Annotated in this window: 14 protein-coding genes; 13 read left to right on the forward strand and 1 reads right to left on the reverse strand. The window is 69.2% G+C overall.

What is annotated here, in order from left to right:
• Positions 1-7 precede the first annotated feature (7 nt).
• Complete coding sequence (gene clpX, locus J7I97_RS01625) at positions 8-1294, forward strand: ATP-dependent Clp protease ATP-binding subunit ClpX (RefSeq protein ID WP_214930511.1); 1287 nt, start codon at positions 8-10, stop codon at positions 1292-1294.
• 781 nt (positions 1295-2075) lie between these two features.
• Here clpX and J7I97_RS01630 read toward each other — a convergent pair.
• Positions 2076-2996 (reverse strand): hypothetical protein, encoded by a 921-nt coding sequence (locus tag J7I97_RS01630; protein ID WP_214930512.1) that lies wholly within the window; start codon positions 2994-2996, stop codon positions 2076-2078.
• A 128-nt stretch (positions 2997-3124) separates the two neighbouring features.
• Here J7I97_RS01630 and J7I97_RS01635 point away from each other — a divergent pair, with 128 nt between their 5' ends.
• The 12 genes from J7I97_RS01635 (at position 3125) to J7I97_RS01690 (ending at position 19610) form a co-directional block, all read left to right on the forward strand.
• Complete coding sequence (locus J7I97_RS01635; RefSeq protein ID WP_214930513.1) at positions 3125-5746, forward strand: valine--tRNA ligase; 2622 nt, start codon at positions 3125-3127, stop codon at positions 5744-5746.
• 262 nt (positions 5747-6008) lie between these two features.
• Positions 6009-7523: a folylpolyglutamate synthase/dihydrofolate synthase family protein gene (locus J7I97_RS01640; RefSeq protein WP_214930514.1), complete on the forward strand. Its 1515-nt coding sequence runs from the start codon at positions 6009-6011 to the stop codon at positions 7521-7523.
• A gap of 7 nt (positions 7524-7530) precedes the next feature.
• Positions 7531-7896 (forward strand): DUF4233 domain-containing protein, encoded by a 366-nt coding sequence (locus J7I97_RS01645; protein ID WP_214930515.1) that lies wholly within the window; start codon positions 7531-7533, stop codon positions 7894-7896.
• Between the two features lie 65 nt (positions 7897-7961).
• Entirely contained in the window at positions 7962-8372 is a 411-nt protein-coding gene (gene ndk, locus J7I97_RS01650) for a nucleoside-diphosphate kinase (RefSeq protein ID WP_214930516.1), read from the forward strand.
• Positions 8373-8668: 296 nt separating this feature from the next.
• On the forward strand, positions 8669-9688 hold the full coding sequence (locus J7I97_RS01655; protein ID WP_008738981.1) for a rod shape-determining protein: 1020 nt from the start codon (positions 8669-8671) through the stop codon (positions 9686-9688).
• A 173-nt stretch (positions 9689-9861) separates the two neighbouring features.
• Complete coding sequence (gene mreC / locus J7I97_RS01660) at positions 9862-10803, forward strand: rod shape-determining protein MreC (RefSeq protein WP_214930517.1); 942 nt, start codon at positions 9862-9864, stop codon at positions 10801-10803.
• A gap of 12 nt (positions 10804-10815) precedes the next feature.
• Positions 10816-11529: a rod shape-determining protein MreD gene (gene mreD / locus J7I97_RS01665; protein ID WP_214930518.1), complete on the forward strand. Its 714-nt coding sequence runs from the start codon at positions 10816-10818 to the stop codon at positions 11527-11529.
• 13 nt (positions 11530-11542) lie between these two features.
• On the forward strand, positions 11543-13720 hold the full coding sequence (gene mrdA / locus J7I97_RS01670) for a penicillin-binding protein 2 (RefSeq protein WP_214930519.1): 2178 nt from the start codon (positions 11543-11545) through the stop codon (positions 13718-13720).
• Between the two features lie 7 nt (positions 13721-13727).
• Positions 13728-14927, forward strand: a complete 1200-nt coding sequence (rodA, locus tag J7I97_RS01675) for a rod shape-determining protein RodA (protein WP_214930520.1) — start codon at positions 13728-13730, stop codon at positions 14925-14927.
• Positions 14928-15021: 94 nt separating this feature from the next.
• A complete protein-coding gene (locus J7I97_RS01680) occupies positions 15022-16545 on the forward strand; it encodes a CYTH and CHAD domain-containing protein (protein WP_214930521.1) in 1524 nt (507 codons plus the stop codon).
• Positions 16546-16632: 87 nt separating this feature from the next.
• On the forward strand, positions 16633-18573 hold the full coding sequence (locus J7I97_RS01685) for a TIGR03960 family B12-binding radical SAM protein (protein ID WP_251058386.1): 1941 nt from the start codon (positions 16633-16635) through the stop codon (positions 18571-18573).
• Between the two features lie 134 nt (positions 18574-18707).
• Positions 18708-19610, forward strand: coding sequence for a hypothetical protein (locus tag J7I97_RS01690; protein WP_214930523.1), 903 nt, complete (start codon positions 18708-18710; stop codon positions 19608-19610).
• The last annotated feature ends 249 nt before the right edge of the window (positions 19611-19859 follow it).

The raw sequence follows: 19859 nt of genomic DNA on the forward strand, positions 1-19859 counted from the left end.
GCACCTCGTGGCACGCATCGGTGACGGCGGCGACCTGCTCAAGTGCTCGTTCTGCGGAAAGAGCCAGAAGCAGGTGAAGAAGCTCATCGCAGGACCCGGTGTGTACATCTGCGACGAGTGCATCGACCTCTGCAACGAGATCATCGAAGAGGAACTCGCGGAGACCTCCGAGGTGCGGTGGGAGGAACTCCCCAAGCCTCGCGAGATCTACGAGTTCCTGGAGAGCTACGTCGTCGGCCAGGAGCCGGCGAAGAAGGCGCTCTCCGTAGCGGTGTACAACCACTACAAGCGGGTCCAGGCCGGCGAGAACGGCGGCGCGCAGGGCCGGGACGACGCGATCGAGCTCGCGAAGTCCAACATCCTGCTGCTGGGCCCGACGGGCTCCGGCAAGACCCTCCTCGCGCAGACGCTCGCCCGCATGCTGAACGTCCCGTTCGCCATCGCCGACGCGACGGCGCTGACGGAGGCCGGGTATGTCGGCGAGGACGTCGAGAACATCCTGCTCAAGCTGATCCAGGCGGCCGACTACGACGTCAAGAAGGCCGAGACCGGGATCATCTACATCGACGAGATCGACAAGGTCGCCCGCAAGAGCGAGAACCCGTCGATCACCCGCGATGTGAGCGGCGAGGGCGTCCAGCAGGCCTTGTTGAAGATCCTGGAAGGCACCACGGCCTCCGTACCGCCGCAGGGCGGCCGGAAGCACCCTCACCAGGAGTTCATCCAGATCGACACGACGAACGTGCTCTTCATCGTGGGCGGCGCCTTCGCCGGCCTGGAGAAGATCATCGAGTCGCGGGCGGGCGCCAAGGGCATCGGCTTCGGGGCGACGATCCGCTCGAAGCGCGAGATCGAGGCGAGCGACCAGTTCCAGGAGGTCATGCCGGAGGACCTGGTGAAGTTCGGGATGATCCCCGAGTTCATCGGCCGCCTCCCCGTCATCACCTCCGTGCACAACCTGGACCGCGAGGCCCTGCTCCAGATCCTCATCGAGCCGCGTAACGCGCTGGTGAAGCAGTACCAGCGGCTGTTCGAACTCGACGGTGTCGAGCTGGACTTCGAGCGCGAGGCCCTTGAAGCCATCGCGGACCAGGCGATCCTCCGCCAGACGGGCGCGCGCGGCCTGCGCGCCATTATGGAGGAGGTCCTGATGTCGGTGATGTACGAGGTGCCGTCTCGCAAGGACGTGGCCCGCGTGGTCATCACCTCGGACGTGGTCCGCTCCAACGTCAACCCGACACTGGTCCCCCGCATCGTCCCGAAGGACCAGGGCCCGCAGGAGAAGTCGGCGTAGCCGCAGCACACAAACACGCAGAAGGGGCGCCCCCGGTCGGGGGCGCCCCTTCTGCGCAAGATGGCTGGAACAAGCGAGCGGTACGCGGCCAACTTTCTGGGCACACACCCGCCATCCAGGCAACGACTTGCGCTAGGCGGTCTTCAGCAATGCCTGATTGTCACGCCTGGAGGCAAATACCGTACCGGTGGTTCCAGTTGCTGATGCCAGCGCTTTCAAGGCGGTTCATGCACCCAGGGCTGGGCTTGGGACCAGGAATAGAGGGGAAGCTGGGCGAGTACGCCGAGAAAGTGCAGGCGAGCTTTACCTTGGGTCCGACTGCGTAGTTCAGCGCCTTCGCCATCGCCACGCAGTCCTTTGCCTCTGCCGATGCGGGCGCTGCAGCGGCCAGCGGCGTGATGACGACTGCCGCCGTCAAGAAAAATGATGCAACGAGTCGTTTGGTCTTTACATGCGCCACAGGTGCCCCCGGTGAATTGTTGATCAAGAGTGGTCGAGCGGGTCGCATTAGATCACATGATCGATTAAAGGGGCCAGTCGCTGCGGCCTGGATGGCTGATTCGCTGAGACCGCGCGCGATAGGTGGCGGGAACCGCTAGGTACGCTCAGGCGGCAAGTTCAAGCGGGTGGTGATTGCGAGCCGGCGGCGTGGGTCCCGCGCGCCTCGGTGATACAGGTGTCCGTGAAGTGGGATGACGCCCGTGAGGCGTGATATCAGGCCTCGCGTAGCTGACGTCAAATGCCCCGGGGGCCCAGTGCACACTGAGCCCCCACCGGTTGATCAGGCCTTGGTGCGCGAGGTGTTGTAGAGCTTCGCGGCCACCTTGGACACGTCCTCAAGACTGCCGCTGCTGCCGCCGGTGAGGCCTGCGACCTGGTCGATGACGTTGATTCCGGTCATGGTGGAGTAGTCACCCCAGGCGCAGCTCGGGATCTTCATCTCCTTCGGCATCCCGGGCTTGGCTTCCTTGATCAAGGTCATCTTGATCTCGGCGCACTTCATCACGGCGCCCTTGAAGCCACTCGGGGTGAATGCCTTCGGCGTGCCGACCAGCTCGTACTTGAAGCCGAGCTTCTCAGCGTCCTTGTTCAGGCCGATGCTGGCGTAGTACGTGTCGACGGCCTTCTCTGGGTCGGCGATCTCGCCCCACAGTCCGTTGGCGCTGAGAATCTTGCCCTTGCGGTCCGGGGAATTCGAGTACGAAGCGGTCGAGTTGTGCGAGTTCTTCACCCCGATGGCCTCGGCCTTCGTCTTTGCTTCCCCGTCCAGCGGGGTTTCGGGCGACGGCTTCGCGCCCTCCTTCTGTGCATACGCATCGACCGTCGCCGGGAAGACCAGCTTGTAGCCCTTGGTGTCCGCGGAGACGCTGCCGCCGGCGCCGCCGTTCATGAAGTACCAGCCGCCGCCCGCGATCACCGCGACCGCCACGACCACGGCGATGACGACTCCGGCCTTCGACTTCTTCGGCTGCTGGGGCATTCCGCCGTACGGGGCCTGCTGGGGCATGCCCGGCTGCTGCTGGTAGTAGCCCGGCTGCGGGGGCTGCTGGGGGTAGCCCTGCGGCGGGACGCCCTGCGGGGGCTGCTGCGGGTAGCCGTACCCGGGCTGCGGCTGCTGCCCGTACGGTCCCGGCTGCGGCCCTCCGTAGGGCCCCGGCTGCTGCGGCTGCTGCCCGTACGGTCCCGGCTGGTTGTAACTCATGCCCGCGTCCCCCTTCAGGAATCCTTATGCGTTCCAGACATCCTGGCGGAAGCCCGTCGGCCGGGTGGCGCTGGGTCCCCTGATTACCGGTTTCATGACTGGACTGTTACCGCTCTAAACTGTGGCCCGTGACCGAGAACACGCAGACACCCAGCAGCCCCAACTCCGAACTGCCGACCCAGTACGCGCCGGCCGAGGTAGAGGGGAAGCTCTACGAGCGTTGGGTAGAGCGTGGGTACTTCGAGGCGGATGAGAAGAGCGAGAAGCCTCCGTACACCATCGTCATCCCGCCGCCGAACGTCACCGGAAGCCTCCACCTGGGGCACGCCTTCGAGCACACGCTGATCGACGCCCTCACCCGCCGCAAGCGCATGCAGGGCTACGAGACCCTGTGGCAGCCCGGCATGGACCACGCGGGCATCGCCACCCAGAACGTCGTCGAGCGCGAGCTCGCCAAGGAGGGCAAGTCCCGCCACGACCTGGGCCGTGAGGCGTTCGTCGAGCGCGTCTGGCAGTGGAAGGGCGAGTCCGGCGGGCAGATCTCCGGCCAGATGCGCCGTCTCGGCGACGGCGTCGACTGGTCGCGCGAGCGCTTCACCATGGACGAGGGACTCTCCGAGGCCGTCCAGACCATCTTCAAGAAGCTCTACGACGACGAGCTGATCTACCGCGCCGAGCGCATCATCAACTGGTGCCCGCGCTGCCTGACGGCCATCTCCGACATCGAGGTCGAGTACCAGGACGACGACGGCGAGCTCGTCTCGATCCGGTACGGCGAGGGCGACGCCTCCATCGTCGTCGCGACGACCCGCGCCGAGACGATGCTGGGTGACACGGCCGTCGCCGTCCACCCCGAGGACGAGCGCTACAAGCACCTCGTCGGCACCGAGATCGAGCTGCCGCTCACCGGCCGCCGCATCCCGGTCGTCGCCGACGAGCACGTCGACCCCGAGTTCGGCACCGGCGCCGTCAAGGTGACCCCGGCGCACGACCCGAACGACTTCGAGATCGGCCAGCGCCACAACCTGCCGAACCTCGCCGTCATGGACGAGCACGCGATCATCACCGCCCACGGCCCCTTCCAGGGCCTGGACCGGCTGGAGGCCCGCTCCGCCATCGTCGGGGCGCTGCGCGCCGACGGCCGGATCGTCGCCGAGAAGCGCCCGTACACGCACTCGGTCGGCCACTGCTCGCGCTGCAAGACCACCATCGAGCCGCGCCTGTCCATGCAGTGGTGGGTCAAGGTCGGCCCGCTCGCCAAGGCCGCCGGTGACGCGGTCCGCGACGGCAAGGTCAAGATCCACCCGCAGGAGATGGAGAAGCGGTACTTCGACTGGGTCGACAACCTCCACGACTGGTGCATCTCGCGCCAGCTGTGGTGGGGTCACCGCATCCCGGTCTGGTACGGCCCGAACGGCGAGATCGTCTGCGTCGGCCCGGACGAGCAGCCGCCGAGCGGCGAGGGCTGGACCCAGGACACGGACGTCCTGGACACCTGGTTCTCCTCCGGCCTGTGGCCGTTCTCCACGCTCGGCTGGCCGCGGCAGACCGAGAGCCTGGCGAAGTTCTACCCGAACTCCGTCCTGGTCACGGGCTACGACATCCTCTTCTTCTGGGTCGCCCGGATGATGATGTTCGGGCTCTACGCGATGGACGGCACCCCGCCGTTCCACACCATCGCCCTGCACGGCATGGTCCGCGACGAGCGCGGCAAGAAGATGTCCAAGTCCTTCGGCAACGCGGTCAACCCGCTGGACTGGATGGACAAGTACGGTTCCGACGCGGTCCGCTTCACCCTGGCGCGCGGCGCCAACCCGGGCGTCGACGTCCCGATCGGCGAGGACTGGGTCCAGGCTTCCCGGAACTTCGCCAACAAGATCTGGAACGCCACCCGCTTCGCGCTGATGAACGGCGCCACGATCGAGGGCGAGCTGCCGGCCCCCGAGCAGATGTCGGCGACCGACCGGTGGATCCTGTCGCGGCTCAACAAGACCGTGGCCGAGGTCGACGCGTTCTACGAGGACTACCAGTTCTCGAAGCTGTCGGACTCCCTCTACCACTTCGCGTGGGACGAGGTCTTCGACTGGTACGTCGAGCTGTCGAAGACGACGTTCTTCGCGGGCGGCGAGGGCGCCAAGGTCTCCGGCCGGGTCCTGGGCGAGGTCCTGGACACCACCCTGCGGCTGCTGCACCCGGTGGTCCCCTTCGTCACCGAGACGCTGTGGACCACGCTGACCGGCCGTGAGTCCGTGGTCATCGCCGAGTGGCCGAAGGACAGCGGTTTCCGCGACGAGGCCGCCGAGGCCGAGATCGAGAACCTCCAGGCGGTCGTCACCGAGGTCCGCCGCTTCCGCGCCGACCAGGGGCTGCAGCCCGGCCAGAAGGTCCCGGCCCGCCTGGACCTGGCCGGTACGCCGCTGGCGGCGCACGAGGGGGCCATCCGGCAGCTGCTTCGCCTCCAGCCGGAGGGCGACTCCTTCAGCGCCACCGCGACCCTCCCGGTCGCCGGGGCCACGGTCGCGCTGGACCTGTCGGGCACGATCGACGTGGCCGCCGAGCGCAAGCGGCTCTCCAAGGACCTCGGCGCCGCCGAGAAGGAGAAGCAGCAGGCCGAGGCCAAGCTGGGCAACGAGGCGTTCCTCGCCAAGGCTCCCGACAACGTCGTGGACAAGATCAAGGGCCGTCTGGCCAAGGCCGAGGCGGACATCGCCCGGATCCAGGCCCAGCTGGACGCGCTGCCCGCCGCCTAGCGGCATCTGACACACGGCATCCGGCACCTGGCAGCGCCGGGTGCCACAGGCGAAGGCCCCCACACCGTCGGTTTCCGGTGTGGGGGCCTTCGCCGCAGGAGCGCACGGGGAGCCCACTGGGGCTCATTCGTACTGGCCTGCGGCATTTGTTCCGCGATCTCCTGCCCGCAAGACTGCATAACGATCCGGTGGACTTTCACGCCGAAGGTCCTGAAACGGCCGTGCCGGAAGACCTCCGGGCCCTCGTCCGTAGACTGGGCGTGTGAGTGAGCAGCAGCCCGAGAGTCACGATGACCGCTTCGACGAGTTCGACCAGATCGTGGCCGAAGAGTCCGACCGCGACCCCGACCTGGCGGTGATCGAGGCCGGCAGCCGCACCCTGCGCGCACACGGCGGAGCCCCGCAGGCCGACCAGGTGCCCGCCGTCCCCACCGATCCGGAGGTGGCGAAGGCGCTGCGCGAGGTGGAGCAGGAGCTCGCCACCCGCTGGGGCGAGACCAAGCTGGAGCCGTCCGTCGCGCGGATCGCCGCGCTGATGGACGTACTGGGCGAGCCGCAGCGCGCGTACCCCTCCATCCACATCACCGGCACCAACGGCAAGACCAGCACCGCCCGCATGATCGAGGCGCTGCTGAACGCCTTCGAGCTGCGTACCGGCCGCTACACCAGCCCCCACGTGCAGTCGATCACCGAGCGAATCAGCCTGGACGGGGCGCCGATCAGCGCCGAGCGTTTCATCGAGACGTACCACGACGTCAAGCCGTACGTGGAGATGGTCGACGCCGCCGAGGAGTACCGGCTGTCCTTCTTCGAGGTGCTCACCGGGATGGCCTACGCGGCCTTCGCGGATGCCCCGGTCGACGTGGCCGTGGTCGAGGTCGGCATGGGCGGCAGCTGGGACGCGACCAACGTGATCGACGCCGTGGTCGCGGTGGTCACCCCGATCAGCCTGGACCACACGGACCGGCTCGGCTCCACGCCCGCCGAGATCGCCCAGGAGAAGGGCGGCGTCATCAAGCAGGACGCCACCGTCATCCTGGCGCAGCAGCCGGTGGACGCGGCGCAGGTGCTGTTGAAGAAGGCCGTCGAGGTCGACGCGACCGTGGCCCGCGAGGGCATGGAGTTCGGCGTCGTCTCCCGCGAGGTGGCGGTCGGCGGGCAGATGCTGACGCTGCGCGGTGTGGGCGGCGAGTACGACGGCATCTTCCTGCCGCTGTACGGGGCCCACATGGCGCACAACGCGGCGGTGGCCCTGGCGGCGGTCGAGGCCTTCTTCGGCATCGGCGGGCAGCAGGCCCGGATGCTGGACGCGGACACCGTGCGCAAGGCCTTCGCCTCGGTGACCTCGCCGGGCCGGATGGAGGTCGTCCGGCGCAGCCCGACCGTGGTCCTGGACGCCGCGCACAACCCGGCGGGGGCGCAGGCCACCGCGGAGGCGGTCACCGAGGCCTTCGGGTTCAGCCGGCTGATCGGGGTCGTGGGCGCGAGCGACGGCAAGGACGTGAAGGGGGTCTTCGAGGCCTTCGAGCCGATCTTCGCGGAGGTCGTCGTCACGGAGAACTCCAGCCACCGGGCCATGGGCGCGGACGAGCTGGCGGCCATCGCGGTCGAGGTCTTCGGCCCGGACCGGGTGCAGGTGGAGCCGCGGCTGGACGACGCCCTGGAGGCGGCGATCACCCTGGCGGAGGAAGAGGCCGAGTACGGAGGGGCCGGGGTCCTGGTGACCGGGTCCGTGATCACGGTGGGCGAGGCTCGCCTGCTGTTCAAGAGGGGCTGAGGGATCGATGCGCACGCTCTGCGCGAGCACGCTGATCGGTGAATTCTTCATCGTCGGCTTCGCGGGCCTGGTGGCCATGAAGAACCCGGATCTGACCCAGGCCCAGGTCTGGAGCGTCTGCGGGGTGACCATGCTGCTGGCGGTGCTGCTGTGCGGGATGCTGTCGCGCCCGGGCGCGGTGCAGCTCGGCTGGGCGCTGCAGATCGGCCTGATCGCGAGCGGGTTCGTGGTCCCGACGATGTTCTTCCTGGGTGTGATGTTCGCGGGGCTGTGGTGGTCCTCGGTGCACTTCGGCCGCAAGGGTGACGCCATCAAGGCCCGGTGGGCCGCCCAGGCCGAGGCCGAGGCGGCCGCTGCCCCTGACGCTGCGTGACGGGGTCCCCGTAGCAGCCCTGTAGATTCGTCCTACCGCACCCGTTTGCCGCAAGGAGTTACCACATGACCCAGCGCACGCTCGTCATCCTCAAGCCCGACGCCGTCCGTCGCGGCCTGATCGGCGAGATCATCGGCCGTATCGAGCGGAAGGCCGGCTGGACCGTTCCCGCGCTGGAGCTGCGCACGCTGGACCAGGAGACCCTGGAGACCCACTACGGCGAGCACAAGGGCAAGCCGTTCTACGAGCCCCTCATGGGCTTCATGGCCAGCGGCCCGGTCGTGGTCCTGGTCGTGGAAGGGGAACGCGTGATCGAGGGTGTCCGCCAGCTGGCCGGACCCACTGACCCGATCGCCGCGGCGCCCGGCTCCATTCGGGGTGACTTCGGGTCCATCACCCGGGAGAACCTGATCCACGCCTCGGACTCCGAGGAGTCCGCCGAGCGTGAGCTGAAGCTGTTCTTCCCCTCCCTCTGATGACTCCTTCCTGACGTAACATCAGCCAAATAGCGCTCATGACCTGGGGCGACCGAAGTAATTTCGGTCGCCCTTCGGTATTTCTGGGTACTTGAGGGAACGCAAGGACAGGACAAAACGTCACCACTATGGGGGCGGGTATCCGTTCCGGCGGGATTACCGGAGTCCCGTCGCGCGGTGTCCGTACCTGCGGCACTACGATGGGGCCTCCACCCACACACCCACCTCGCCGACCTGACAGCAGCCGCTATCAACTGGAAGGCCAGACGCTCCTCATGGGGAACAAGGGGAACAACATGTCGTTCATCGGCCGTGACATGGCGATCGACCTCGGGACCGCCAACACGCTGGTGTACGTGAGGGGCCGGGGGATCGTCCTGAACGAGCCGTCCGTGGTCGCCATCAACACGAACACCGGTGGCATCCTGGCGGTCGGCTCCGAGGCGAAGAAGATGATCGGCCGGACGCCCGGCAACATCGTCGCCGTACGGCCCCTCAAGGACGGCGTGATCGCCGACTTCGAGATCACCGAGCGGATGCTCCGGTACTTCATCCTCAAGATTCACAAGCGCCGCTACCTGGCCCGGCCGCGCGTCGTGGTCTGCGTACCCTCCGGCATCACCGGAGTGGAGCGGCGCGCCGTCATCGAGGCGTCCACGCAGGCCGGCGCCCGCCAGGTGCACATCATCGAGGAGCCCATGGCCGCCGCCATCGGCTCGGGCCTGCCCGTCCACGAGGCCACCGGCAACATGGTCGTGGACATCGGCGGCGGCACCACCGAGGTCGCCGTCATTTCCCTCGGCGGAATCGTCACGGCACAGTCCATCCGGGTGGCCGGCGACGAGCTCGACAACGCGATCATCCAGCACATCAAGAAGGAGTACTCGCTCCTCCTCGGCGAGCGGACCGCCGAGCAGATCAAGATCACCATCGGGTCGGCGTACGACCTCGACAAGGACGAGCACACCGAGATCCGCGGCCGGGATCTGGTGTCCGGTCTGCCGAAGACCGTCGTCATCTCCGCCGCCGAGGTCCGCAAGGCGATCGAGGAGCCGGTCAACGCCATCGTCGACGCGGTCAAGACCACGCTCGACAAGTGCCCGCCGGAGCTCTCCGGCGACATCATGGACCGCGGCATCGTCCTGACCGGCGGCGGCGCCCTGCTGCGCGGCCTCGACGAGCGGCTGCGCCGCGAGACCGGCATGCCGATCCACATCGCCGAGGACCCGCTCGACTCCGTCGCGCTCGGCTCCGGCAAGTGCGTGGAGGAGTTCGAGGCGCTCCAGCAGGTGCTGGACGCCCAGCCCCGGCGCTGATAAAGACCCCCTGCCAGGGGGCCATGCGGAACACAAGGATCCGCCGTACGGGTGCTACCGAGCCCGTGCGGCGGATCGTTGATATACAGGCACAGTCCGGTGTGAGCCGCGGCTCCACCGGAGCGCGGGCTCGCGCCGCGCGAATCTCTACGAGGAAGGCACGGCCGCCGCACGTGAGGGACACACGAGAGAGCCGGCTGCTCCTGGTGCTTCTGATCGCCATCGCGTTCGCACTGATCACGGTGGACATCAGAACGGGCGAGGAGTCACCGGTCGACGGTGCCCGACAGGCCGCCGCAGCGGTCTTCGGCCCGGTCGAGAAGGGCGTGTCGACTGCGGTCGATCCCGTCGCCAACGCCATAGGGGCGGTACGGGACTCGGGCGAGCGCCACAACCGCATCGCCGTCCTGGAGCGCGAGAACGCGGCCCTGAAAGCCAAGCTGGGCAGCGACGACCAGACCCGCAGCCGGATCCGCGAGCTCGACGAGATGCTCAAGCGGGCCGGCGCCGGACAGTACGGCATCAAAGGCGCCGAGGTCATCGCCATAGGAGCGGCCCAGGGCTTCTCCTGGACCGTGACCATCGACGCCGGCAGCAAGGACGGCATCGAGCGCGACATGACCGTCCTCAACGGCGACGGCCTCGTCGGCCGGGTCGCCACCGTCGGCCCGGACACCGCCACCGTGGTGCTGGCCAACGACCCCGACTTCACCGTCGGCACCCGCCTGGAGAAGACCGGCGAACTCGGCTTCGCCACCGGTCAGGGCGACCGCGCCCTGTCCGTCCAGATGCTCAACGGCAAGGCCAAGATCAACCCCGGGGACCGGCTCGTCACCTTCGGCTCGCGCGGCAACAAGCCCTTCGTGCCCGGCGTCCCCATCGGCGAGGTGGTCAAGGTCGACCCCTCCCGCGGCGACCTCACCCGCACCGTGTGGGTCCGTCCCTTCGTCGGCTTCTCCCGCCTGGACATCGTCGGCGTCGTGGTCATGCCGCCGCGCGACGACCCGCGGGACGCCGTCCTGCCGCCCAAGCCCGAGCCCGCCAAGCCCACCCCGACGGTCACCGTCACGGTCACCCCGTCCGCGAGCGTGTCCGGCAAGCCGGCCGACGAGTAGGAGCTGACCGTCATGCGCTTCAACCGGATCCTGCTCTCGGCCACGCTGGTCGTGGTCGCCCTCGTCGTCCAGGTCACCATCCTGGGCCGGCTCCAGCTGCCCGGCGCCGTGCCCGACCTGGTGCTGCTCACCGTCGTCGCCCTCGCCCTCGTGTACGGGCACCTCAGCGGCGCCCTCATCGGGTTCGGCGCCGGCCTGCTCGCCGACCTGGCCCCGCCCGCCGACCACGCCGCCGGGCGGTACGCCCTCGTGCTGTGCCTCATCGGCTACCTCGTCGGCCTGGCCCGGCCCGACGGCGGGCGGTTCCGCTCCGCCTGGGGCCCGATGCTCACCGTCGTCGCCGCCGCGATCGGCTCCACCCTGCTGTACGCCGGCGTGGGCGCCCTCGTCGGCGACACCGCCGCCCGCCACGTGGGCCTGTCCGGCCTGCTGTTCACGGCGACCCTCTACGACCTGCTGCTCGCGCCGTTCACCGTGCCGTTCATCATGGCCCTGGCCCGGCGCGCCGAGAACGACCCGATGGCCGTCGATGCCAACGGCGGCGCCCCGCAGGGCAAGGACGTCGCCTCCGGCTGGCTGGCCGGCGGCACGGGCCTGCGGATCGGCAGCCAGCGCGGCGGCCTGCGGCTGAAGACCGCACGCGGGCGGGCAAACCGGGCCGGCCGGATAAAGGGTGTCAAAGGAGTCAAAGGTGTAAAAGGTGTGAAGAGCATCAAGAAGCTGTGAAGGGGGAGCGGGCGTGACCAACATTCCGGAGACCGGCCGCACCTCCCGGGTGCAGATCCGGCTCGTCATCATCCAGGTGCTCGTCTTCTCACTGCTGTTCACCCTCGGCGGGCGCCTGTGGTACCTCCAGATCCGCAACGGCGACGAGTACTCCGACGAGGCCAAGAACAACCACGTCCAGCAGGTCGTCCAGCCCGCCGTGCGCGGCTCGATCCTGGACGCCCGCGGAGTCCCGCTCGCGGACAACGAGACCCGCCTCGTCGTCTCCGCCAGCCGCACGGCGCTGATGAAGATAAAGGACAAAGGCAAGGGCGTCCTGGCCCGGCTCGCCGTGGTGCTGGACATGAAGCCGCAGGAGGTCGGGGACAAGGTCCGCATCTGCGACTCCCAGACTCCCAAGCCCTGTTGGAACGGCTCCCCGTACCAGCCCATCCCGGTCACCGCCGAAGCCACCACCCAGCAGGCCCTGCAGATCCGCGAGCGTCCCGAGGAATTCCCCGGCATCACCGCCGAGCCCACCGCCGTACGCCGCTACCCGGCACCCGCCGGCGCCAACACCGGCCAGGTGCTCGGCTACCTCTCCCCGGTCACCGACGAGGAGATCACCAAGGCGAAGGACACCAACTCGCCCTTCCTGCGCTCCGACCAGGTCGGCCGCTTCGGCCTGGAGCGCACCTACGACAAGGAGCTGCGCGGCAAGTCCGGCGTCACCCGCTACGAGGTGGACAACCTCGGCCGGGTCATCGGCCAGGCCGCCAACGACCCGGCCGTCCCCGGTTCCAACCTCGTCACCAGCATCGACGCCCGCGTCCAGGGCGTGGCCGAGTACGAACTGAACGCGGCCATGGTCGAGGCGCGCAAGCAGATCGACCGCAACACCGGCGTCCCCTACAAGGCCGACGCCGGCGCCATCGTCGTCCTGGAATCCAAGACCGGCCGCGTCGTGGCGATGGCCTCCAATCCGACGTACGACCCGAACGTCTGGGTCGGCGGGATCTCCGGCAAGGACTACGCCAAGCTCACCGCCAAGGAATCCAACGTCCCGCTGATGAACCGGGCGATCCAGGGCCAGGCGGCCCCGGGCTCCATCTTCAAGGTCATCCCGACCACGGCAGCGGTGAACGCCGGGTACGAGTTCGACGGCGAATACCCCTGCCCCAGCTCGTACTCCATCGGCGGCCAGGTCTTCAAGAACTTCGAATCCCAGGGCCACGGTTCCATCACCCTCGGCCAGGCCCTGGAGGTCTCCTGCGACACCGTCTTCTACGCCCTGGCCCACCAGCAGTGGCTGAAGGACGGCGCTCTCAAGCCGGTGAAGAACCCGGGAGACATCTTCTTCAAGACCGCCCACCTCTTCGGCCTCGGCGCCGAGACCCAAGTGGACCTGCCGGGCGAGGAGAAGGGCCGCGTCCCCGACCGCCAGTGGAAGCAGCGGTTCTGGGCGGCCAACAAGGACTCGTGGTGCAAGACCGGCAAGAAGGGCGGCACCTACCTGGAGCTGCTCGCCTACGAGAATTGCCTCGAAGGCAACCTCCTGCGCGCCGGTGACGCCGTCAACTACTCCATCGGCCAGGGCGACACGCTGGTCACCCCGATCCAGATGGCCACCATCTACGCGGCCATCTGCAACGGCGGCACCATGTGGAACCCCACCATCGGCAAGGCCGTCATCAGCGCCGACGGCAAGCGGATCGAGGAGATCAAGCCGCAGGCCCACGGCCGGCTGCCCATGGACGAGACCACCAGGCGGAAGATGGTCGGGGCGCTGGAGGGTGTCGCCACCCGCGGTACCGCCGCCTGGCGCTTCGGCGGCTGGCCGCAGAAGCAGATCCCGATGCACGCCAAGACCGGCACCGCCGAGGTCTACGGCAAGCAGACGACCTCCTGGTTCGCCACATTCACCGAGGACTACACGATCGTGATGACGATCTCCCAGGGCGGCACCGGCTCCGGAGCCTCCGGCCCCGCCGTCCGCAACGTCTACAACGCCATCTACGGCCTCGACATGGCCGGCAAGCAGGACGTCAAGAAGGCCCTGCTGCTCAAGCCGGAGGCGAAACTGCCCACCATCCAGCCCGACGGCTCCATCGACGCCCCCGACGTCAAGCGGTACGTACCCCCGTCCCCGGAGGAATCGGCGCCGCCCGCGCTCGCCGGTCCGCCCGCACCGCCCGCCGCGCGGCAGGACTGATGCACTGATGCAGACCGCGAACAAATTCTCCGTATCCCGCTACACCCCCCAGCGCGGGCCCATCGCCAGGCTCACCTCCCGCGACTCGGTGGTGCGCCGGCTCGACTGGCCGATATTGCTGTCCGCGCTCGCGCTGTCCGGCATCGGCTGCCTGCTGGTGTGGTCGGCGACCCGCAACCGGACCTCCCTGAACCAGGGCGACCCGTACTACTTCCTGTTCCGGCACGCCATGAACACCGGCATCGGCCTGGTGCTGATGATCGGCACCATCTGGCTCGGCCACCGCACCCTGCGCGGTGCGGTGCCGATCCTGTACGGGCTCTCGCTCCTGCTGATCCTGGCCGTGCTCACCCCGCTCGGCGCCACCATCAACGGCGCCCACGCGTGGATCGTGATCGGCGGCGGATTCTCGCTCCAGCCCTCCGAGTTCGTGAAGATCACGATCATCCTGGGCATGGCCATGCTGCTGGCGGCCCGGGTGGACGCGGGCGACCTCACCCACCCCGACCACCGCACCGTGGTCAAGGCGCTGTGCCTGGCGGCCGCCCCGATGGGCATCGTCATGCTGATGCCCGACCTCGGCTCCGTCATGGTCATGGTCATCATCGTGCTCGGCGTACTGCTGGCCTCCGGCGCCTCCAACCGCTGGGTGCTCGGACTGCTGGGCTCGGGCGCGGGCGGCGCCATCCTGATCTGGCAGCTCGGCATCCTCGACGAGTACCAGATCAACCGGTTCGCGGCCTTCGCCAACCCCGAACTCGACCCGGCCGGCGTCGGCTACAACACCAATCAGGCGCGCATCGCGATCGGTTCCGGCGGACTGACCGGTTCCGGGCTCTTCAAGGGCTCGCAGACCACCGGCCAGTTCGTGCCGGAGCAGCAGACCGACTTCGTCTTCACGGTCGCGGGGGAGGAGCTGGGCTTCGTTGGGGCCGGGCTGATCCTCGTACTGCTAGGCGTGGTGCTGTGGCGGGCCTGCATGATCGCCCGCGAGACCACCGAGCTGTACGGGACGATCGTGTGCGCCGGGATCATCGCCTGGTTCGCCTTCCAGGCCTTCGAGAACATCGGGATGACGCTGGGGATCATGCCGGTGGCGGGGCTGCCGCTGCCGTTCGTGTCCTACGGAGGGTCCTCGATGTTCGCGGTCTGGGTGGCCGTCGGGCTGTTGCAGTCGATCAGGGTGCAACGGCCGATGTCGGCTTAGGGGGTGTCCGCGGACACCCCTTGGCCGTGACCGATCCACAGTCGATTCGTCGTTCACCCTGCCTTCGTGATCCGTTCAGGACTAAGTTCGGTCTATGGCGGACACGAAGCGCGAGATCGAGCGGAAATTCGAGTTCACTAAGGCCAAAGCGACCCGGCGCGGGGTGCCGGACCTGACGGGCACGGCCGCGATCGCGGCCGTCCTCGACCAGGGCACCGTCGACCTCGACGCCGTCTACTACGACACCCCCGACCAGCGGCTCGCCGCCGACGGCCTGACCCTGCGGCGCAGGACCGGCGGCAAGGACGCGGGCTGGCACCTCAAACTGCCCGTCTCCCCGGGCGTCCGCGACGAGATCCAGGCCGACCTGAGCGACACCGTCCCGCGCTCCCTCACCGCGCTGCTCCGCTCCCGGATCAGGGACACCGGCCTCCAGCCCCAGGTACGGCTGCTCTCCTCGCGCCGGATCAGTCACCTCCTCGACGCCGACGGGGCCCTGCTCGCGGAGCTGTCCACCGACACCGTCCGGGCCGAGCGGGAGGAGGCCACCGCCGGCTGGACCGAGGTCGAGGTGGAACTCGCCGACGGGGTGGACCCCGAGCTGCTCGACGCCGTCGAGAAGACCTTCCGCAAAGCCGGGCTCCGGGTTTCCGACGCCCCCTCGAAACTCGCCCGGGCACTCGCGGAGACGGACGCCGAGCCGCCGGCCCGCCCCGGGCCCGGCCCCGCCGACGGCACGGCGGGTACGCACGTCCTCTCGTACCTGCGCGAACAGCGCGACGCCGTGATCGCGCAGGACCCCGCCGTACGCCGGAACCTGCCGGACTCCGTCCACCAGCTGCGGGTCGCCACCCGCCGGATGCGCAGCGCCTTCAAGACCTACCGCCGGGTGCTGGACCGGGACGTCACCGACCCGATCGGCGAGGAACTGCGCTGGCTGGCCGGCGAACTCGGCGTCGACCGAGACCAGGAGGTCCTGATGGAGCGGCTCCAGACCCGGCTCGCCGAGATCCCCGGCACGCTGGCGCTGGGCCCGGTCCGCCGCCGGCTGAAGGTGTGGAACGCCACCCGCCGTTCCAGCTCCCGGCGGCGCGCCCTCGCCGTACTCGACAGCAAGCGCTACCTCACCCTGCTGGACTCCCTCGACGCCCTGCTGGCCGGGCCCCCGCTGCTGGAAGCCGCCGCCGACCCCGCCGAGGACGTCCTGCCGAAGGCGGTGCTGCACGACTACGAGCGCCTCGCCGGGCGGGTCGAGGGCGCGCTGGCCCTGGAGCCGGGCGAGGAGCGCGACCTGGCCATGCACGACGCCCGCAAGGCCGCCAAGCGGGCCCGCTACGCGGCGGAAGCGGCCGTACCGGCCCTCGGGAAGCCCGCCAAACGCCTGGGCAAGGCCGTGAAGGCGGTCCAGACCCTGCTCGGCGACCACCAGGACAGCGTGGTGGCCCGCGAAGCCCTGCGCGGCCTCGCCATCCAGGCGCACGGGGCGGACGAGTCGGCCTTCACCTGGGGCGTGCTCTACGCCCGCGAGGAGGCGCTGGCGGAGCGGCGCGAACGGGAGCTCGTCGACGTATGGGCGAAGACCTCGGCTCCTGGGCTGAGGGCGCCGCTCGGCGGCTAATTAGCCGGTGATCTCGGCGGCGGGGGGCGCCTGAGCCTCGGGGTACGCTTGAGAGCTGCCCCCTGCCCGCTTCACGAAAGTCGCGTGATGTCCGAGTCGGTCTTCCCACAGCTCGAAGCTCTGCTCCCGCATGTGCAGAAGCCCATCCAGTACGTCGGTGGTGAGCTCAACTCCACCGTGAAGCCGTGGGAGAGCGCGGACGTCCGCTGGGCGCTCATGTACCCGGACGCGTACGAGGTCGGGCTGCCCAACCAGGGCGTCATGATCCTGTACGAGGTGCTCAACGAGCGCGAGGGCGTGCTCGCCGAGCGTACCTACAGCGTGTGGCCGGACCTCGAAGAGCTCATGCGTGAGCACAAGGTCCCGCAGTTCACCGTCGACAGCCACCGCCCCGTCGGCGACTTCGACGTGTTCGGGCTCTCCTTCTCCACCGAGCTCGGCTACACCAACATGCTCACGGCGCTGGACCTCGCGGGCATCCCGCTGGAGGCCCGCAACCGTACCGTCGACCACCCGATCGTCCTCGCGGGCGGCCACGCGGCCTTCAACCCCGAGCCGATCGCGGAGTTCATCGACTGCGCGGTCATCGGCGACGGCGAGCAGGCCGTGCTCGACATGACCGAGATCATCCGCGCCTGGAAGGCGGAGGGCCGGCCGGGCGGCCGCGAGGAGGTCCTCCTGCGCCTCGCGAAGACCGGCGGCGTCTACGTGCCGGGCTTCTACGACGTCGAGTACCTGCCGGACGGCCGCATCGGCCGTGTCGTGCCGAACCGCTCCGGTGTGCCGTGGCGCGTGTCCAAGCACACCGTCATGGACCTCGACGAGTGGCCGTACCCCAAGCAGCCGCTGGTCCCGCTCGCCGAGACCGTCCACGAGCGGATGTCCGTCGAGATCTTCCGCGGCTGCACCCGCGGCTGCCGTTTCTGCCAGGCCGGCATGATCACGCGCCCCGTGCGGGAGCGAAGCATCACCGGCATCGGCGAGATGGTCGAGAAGGGTCTCAAGGCGACGGGCTTCGAGGAGGTCGGCCTCCTCTCCCTCTCCTCCGCGGACCACACGGAGATCGCGGACATCGCCAAGGGCCTGGCCGACCGCTACGCGGACGACAAGGTGGGCCTGTCCCTGCCCTCCACCCGCGTGGACGCGTTCAACGTGGACCTGGCCAACGAGCTGACCCGCAACGGCCGTCGCTCGGGCCTGACCTTCGCCCCCGAGGGCGGCTCCGAGCGCATGCGCAAGGTCATCAACAAGATGGTCTCGGAAGAGGACCTGATCCGCACCGTCGCCACCGCGTACGGCAACGGCTGGCGCCAGGTGAAGCTGTACTTCATGTGCGGCCTGCCGACCGAGACCGACGAGGACGTCCTCCAGATCGGCGACATGGCGGTCAACGTCATCGCCAAGGGCCGCGAGGTCTCGGGCCAGAACGACATCCGCTGCACGGTGTCGATCGGCGGCTTCGTCCCCAAGCCGCACACCCCCTTCCAGTGGGCGCCGCAGCTGTCGGCCGAGGAGACGGACGCCCGTCTGACGAAGCTGCGCGACAAGATCCGCGGCGACAAGAAGTACGGCCGCTCCATCGGCTTCCGCTACCACGACGGCAAGCCGGGCATCGTCGAGGGCCTGCTCTCCCGCGGCGACCGCCGCATCGGCGACGTCATCCGCGCGGTGTACGAGTCCGGCGGCCGCTTCGACGGCTGGCGCGAGCACTTCTCGTACGACCGCTGGATGCAGGCAGCGGAGAAGACGCTCCCCGCCTACGGCGTGGACGTGGCCTGGTACACGACGCGTGAGCGCACGTACGAGGAGGTCCTCCCCTGGGACCACCTGGACTCCGGTCTCGACAAGGACTGGCTCTGGGAGGACTGGCAGGACGCCCTCGACGAGACCGAGGTCGACGACTGCCGCTGGACCCCGTGCTTCGACTGCGGCGTGTGCCCGCAGCTCGGCCTGGATATTCAGATCGGCCCGACGGGCAAGAAGCTGCTTCCGCTGAGTGTGGTTGGCGGCGGCCCCCAGAAGGCGTGACGTAGTGCGCATGTCCCCTCGTCGGAAGGCGGGGGGACATTCGCGTCTCCGGAGGCCGACGGCGAACTCGTCTCCCCTCGTCACGGGTCGGAGACCGCTGCAACGGCGGGGGACTTCCGGGTGTCCTTACGGGCATGGAACTCGACAAGCCGCAGCCACCGCAGGGTGAGGGATGCCTCGTGGGGGTCGTGCGGATCCCCGTGAAGATCATGGCTGTTCTCGTCATATTGCCCGTACGGGTGGTTTGGGACCTGCTTGTCACCTTCGGGCGGATGCTGAACCGGCGGGTGCTCCGTCCGGTGGGGCAGGGGCTGCTCTGGTTCTACGCGCGGGCCGTGCGGCCTGTGCTGCGCGGGCTCGGGTGGGTAGCGGCGGCGCTGCTGAAGCTGGTGTTCGTCTGGCCGTGGGTGGGGCTGTGGCGGTACGTGCTGACGCCTGTCGGACGGGGGCTGGCATGGCTGGGGCGCTGGGCGCACACGTACCTCTTCCGCCCGGTGTGCGAGGCGGTCGCCTGGCTCCTGCGGTACGTGCTTGTCCCGCTGGCCGAGGGCATTCTCCGGGTCGGCCGTGTGCTGGGGATGGTGCTCACGCCCATAGGGCGCGGTCTGGCCTGGCTGGGTCGCGGGGTCGCGGCCGTGCTCGCGTGGTCGGCCAGGGCGCTTTTCGTGTGGCCGTGGGTCGGTTTGTGGCGGTACGTCGTCACGCCGGTCGCGTTCGCCGCGTACCGCTACCTGCTCCGGCCGCTCGGCCTCGGCGTCCTGTGGCTCGCGCGTGAGCTGTACGTGTACGTGCTCACGCCCCTCGGGCATCTGCTGCTCGGCGCCTGGCGCGTGGCCGGCCGGATCAGCAGGGCCCTCGGGCGCGGAATCCTCTGGCTGTGGCGCGGGCTCGTCGCGCGGCCGGCCGCGTGGGTCTACCGGCACGTCGCCACCCCCGTCGGGCACGCCGCCCGCGAGGCGTGGCGTACCGCACGCGCCGCGGTGCGGGAGGTGCGGGGTGAGGTGCGGCGGGTGTTGTTCGGTGCGGCGCAGCGGTAGGCGGGGGAGGCCGCCGCGGGAACCGGCGAGGTCACGGGCGCGTACTCTGGGTAGTACGACAGCCGCAGGCAACGCGCCCGCCGAGCCCTCCCCGGAGAGCCCCCTGCCCCAGCGGCAGGGGTGAGCCGACGGGCGCGTATGGCCCGCAGGCCCCACAGACCTCAGGGCGACGCGCGAGCCGCGGAGCCCCGCACAAGGAGAAGAACCACTGGGCAAGCGACAGCCCGAAGGCCCGCCCCCCGCACCGGT

It is taken from the genome of Streptomyces sp. ISL-87 (assembly GCF_018614095.1).
Classification (GTDB): domain Bacteria; phylum Actinomycetota; class Actinomycetes; order Streptomycetales; family Streptomycetaceae; genus Streptomyces.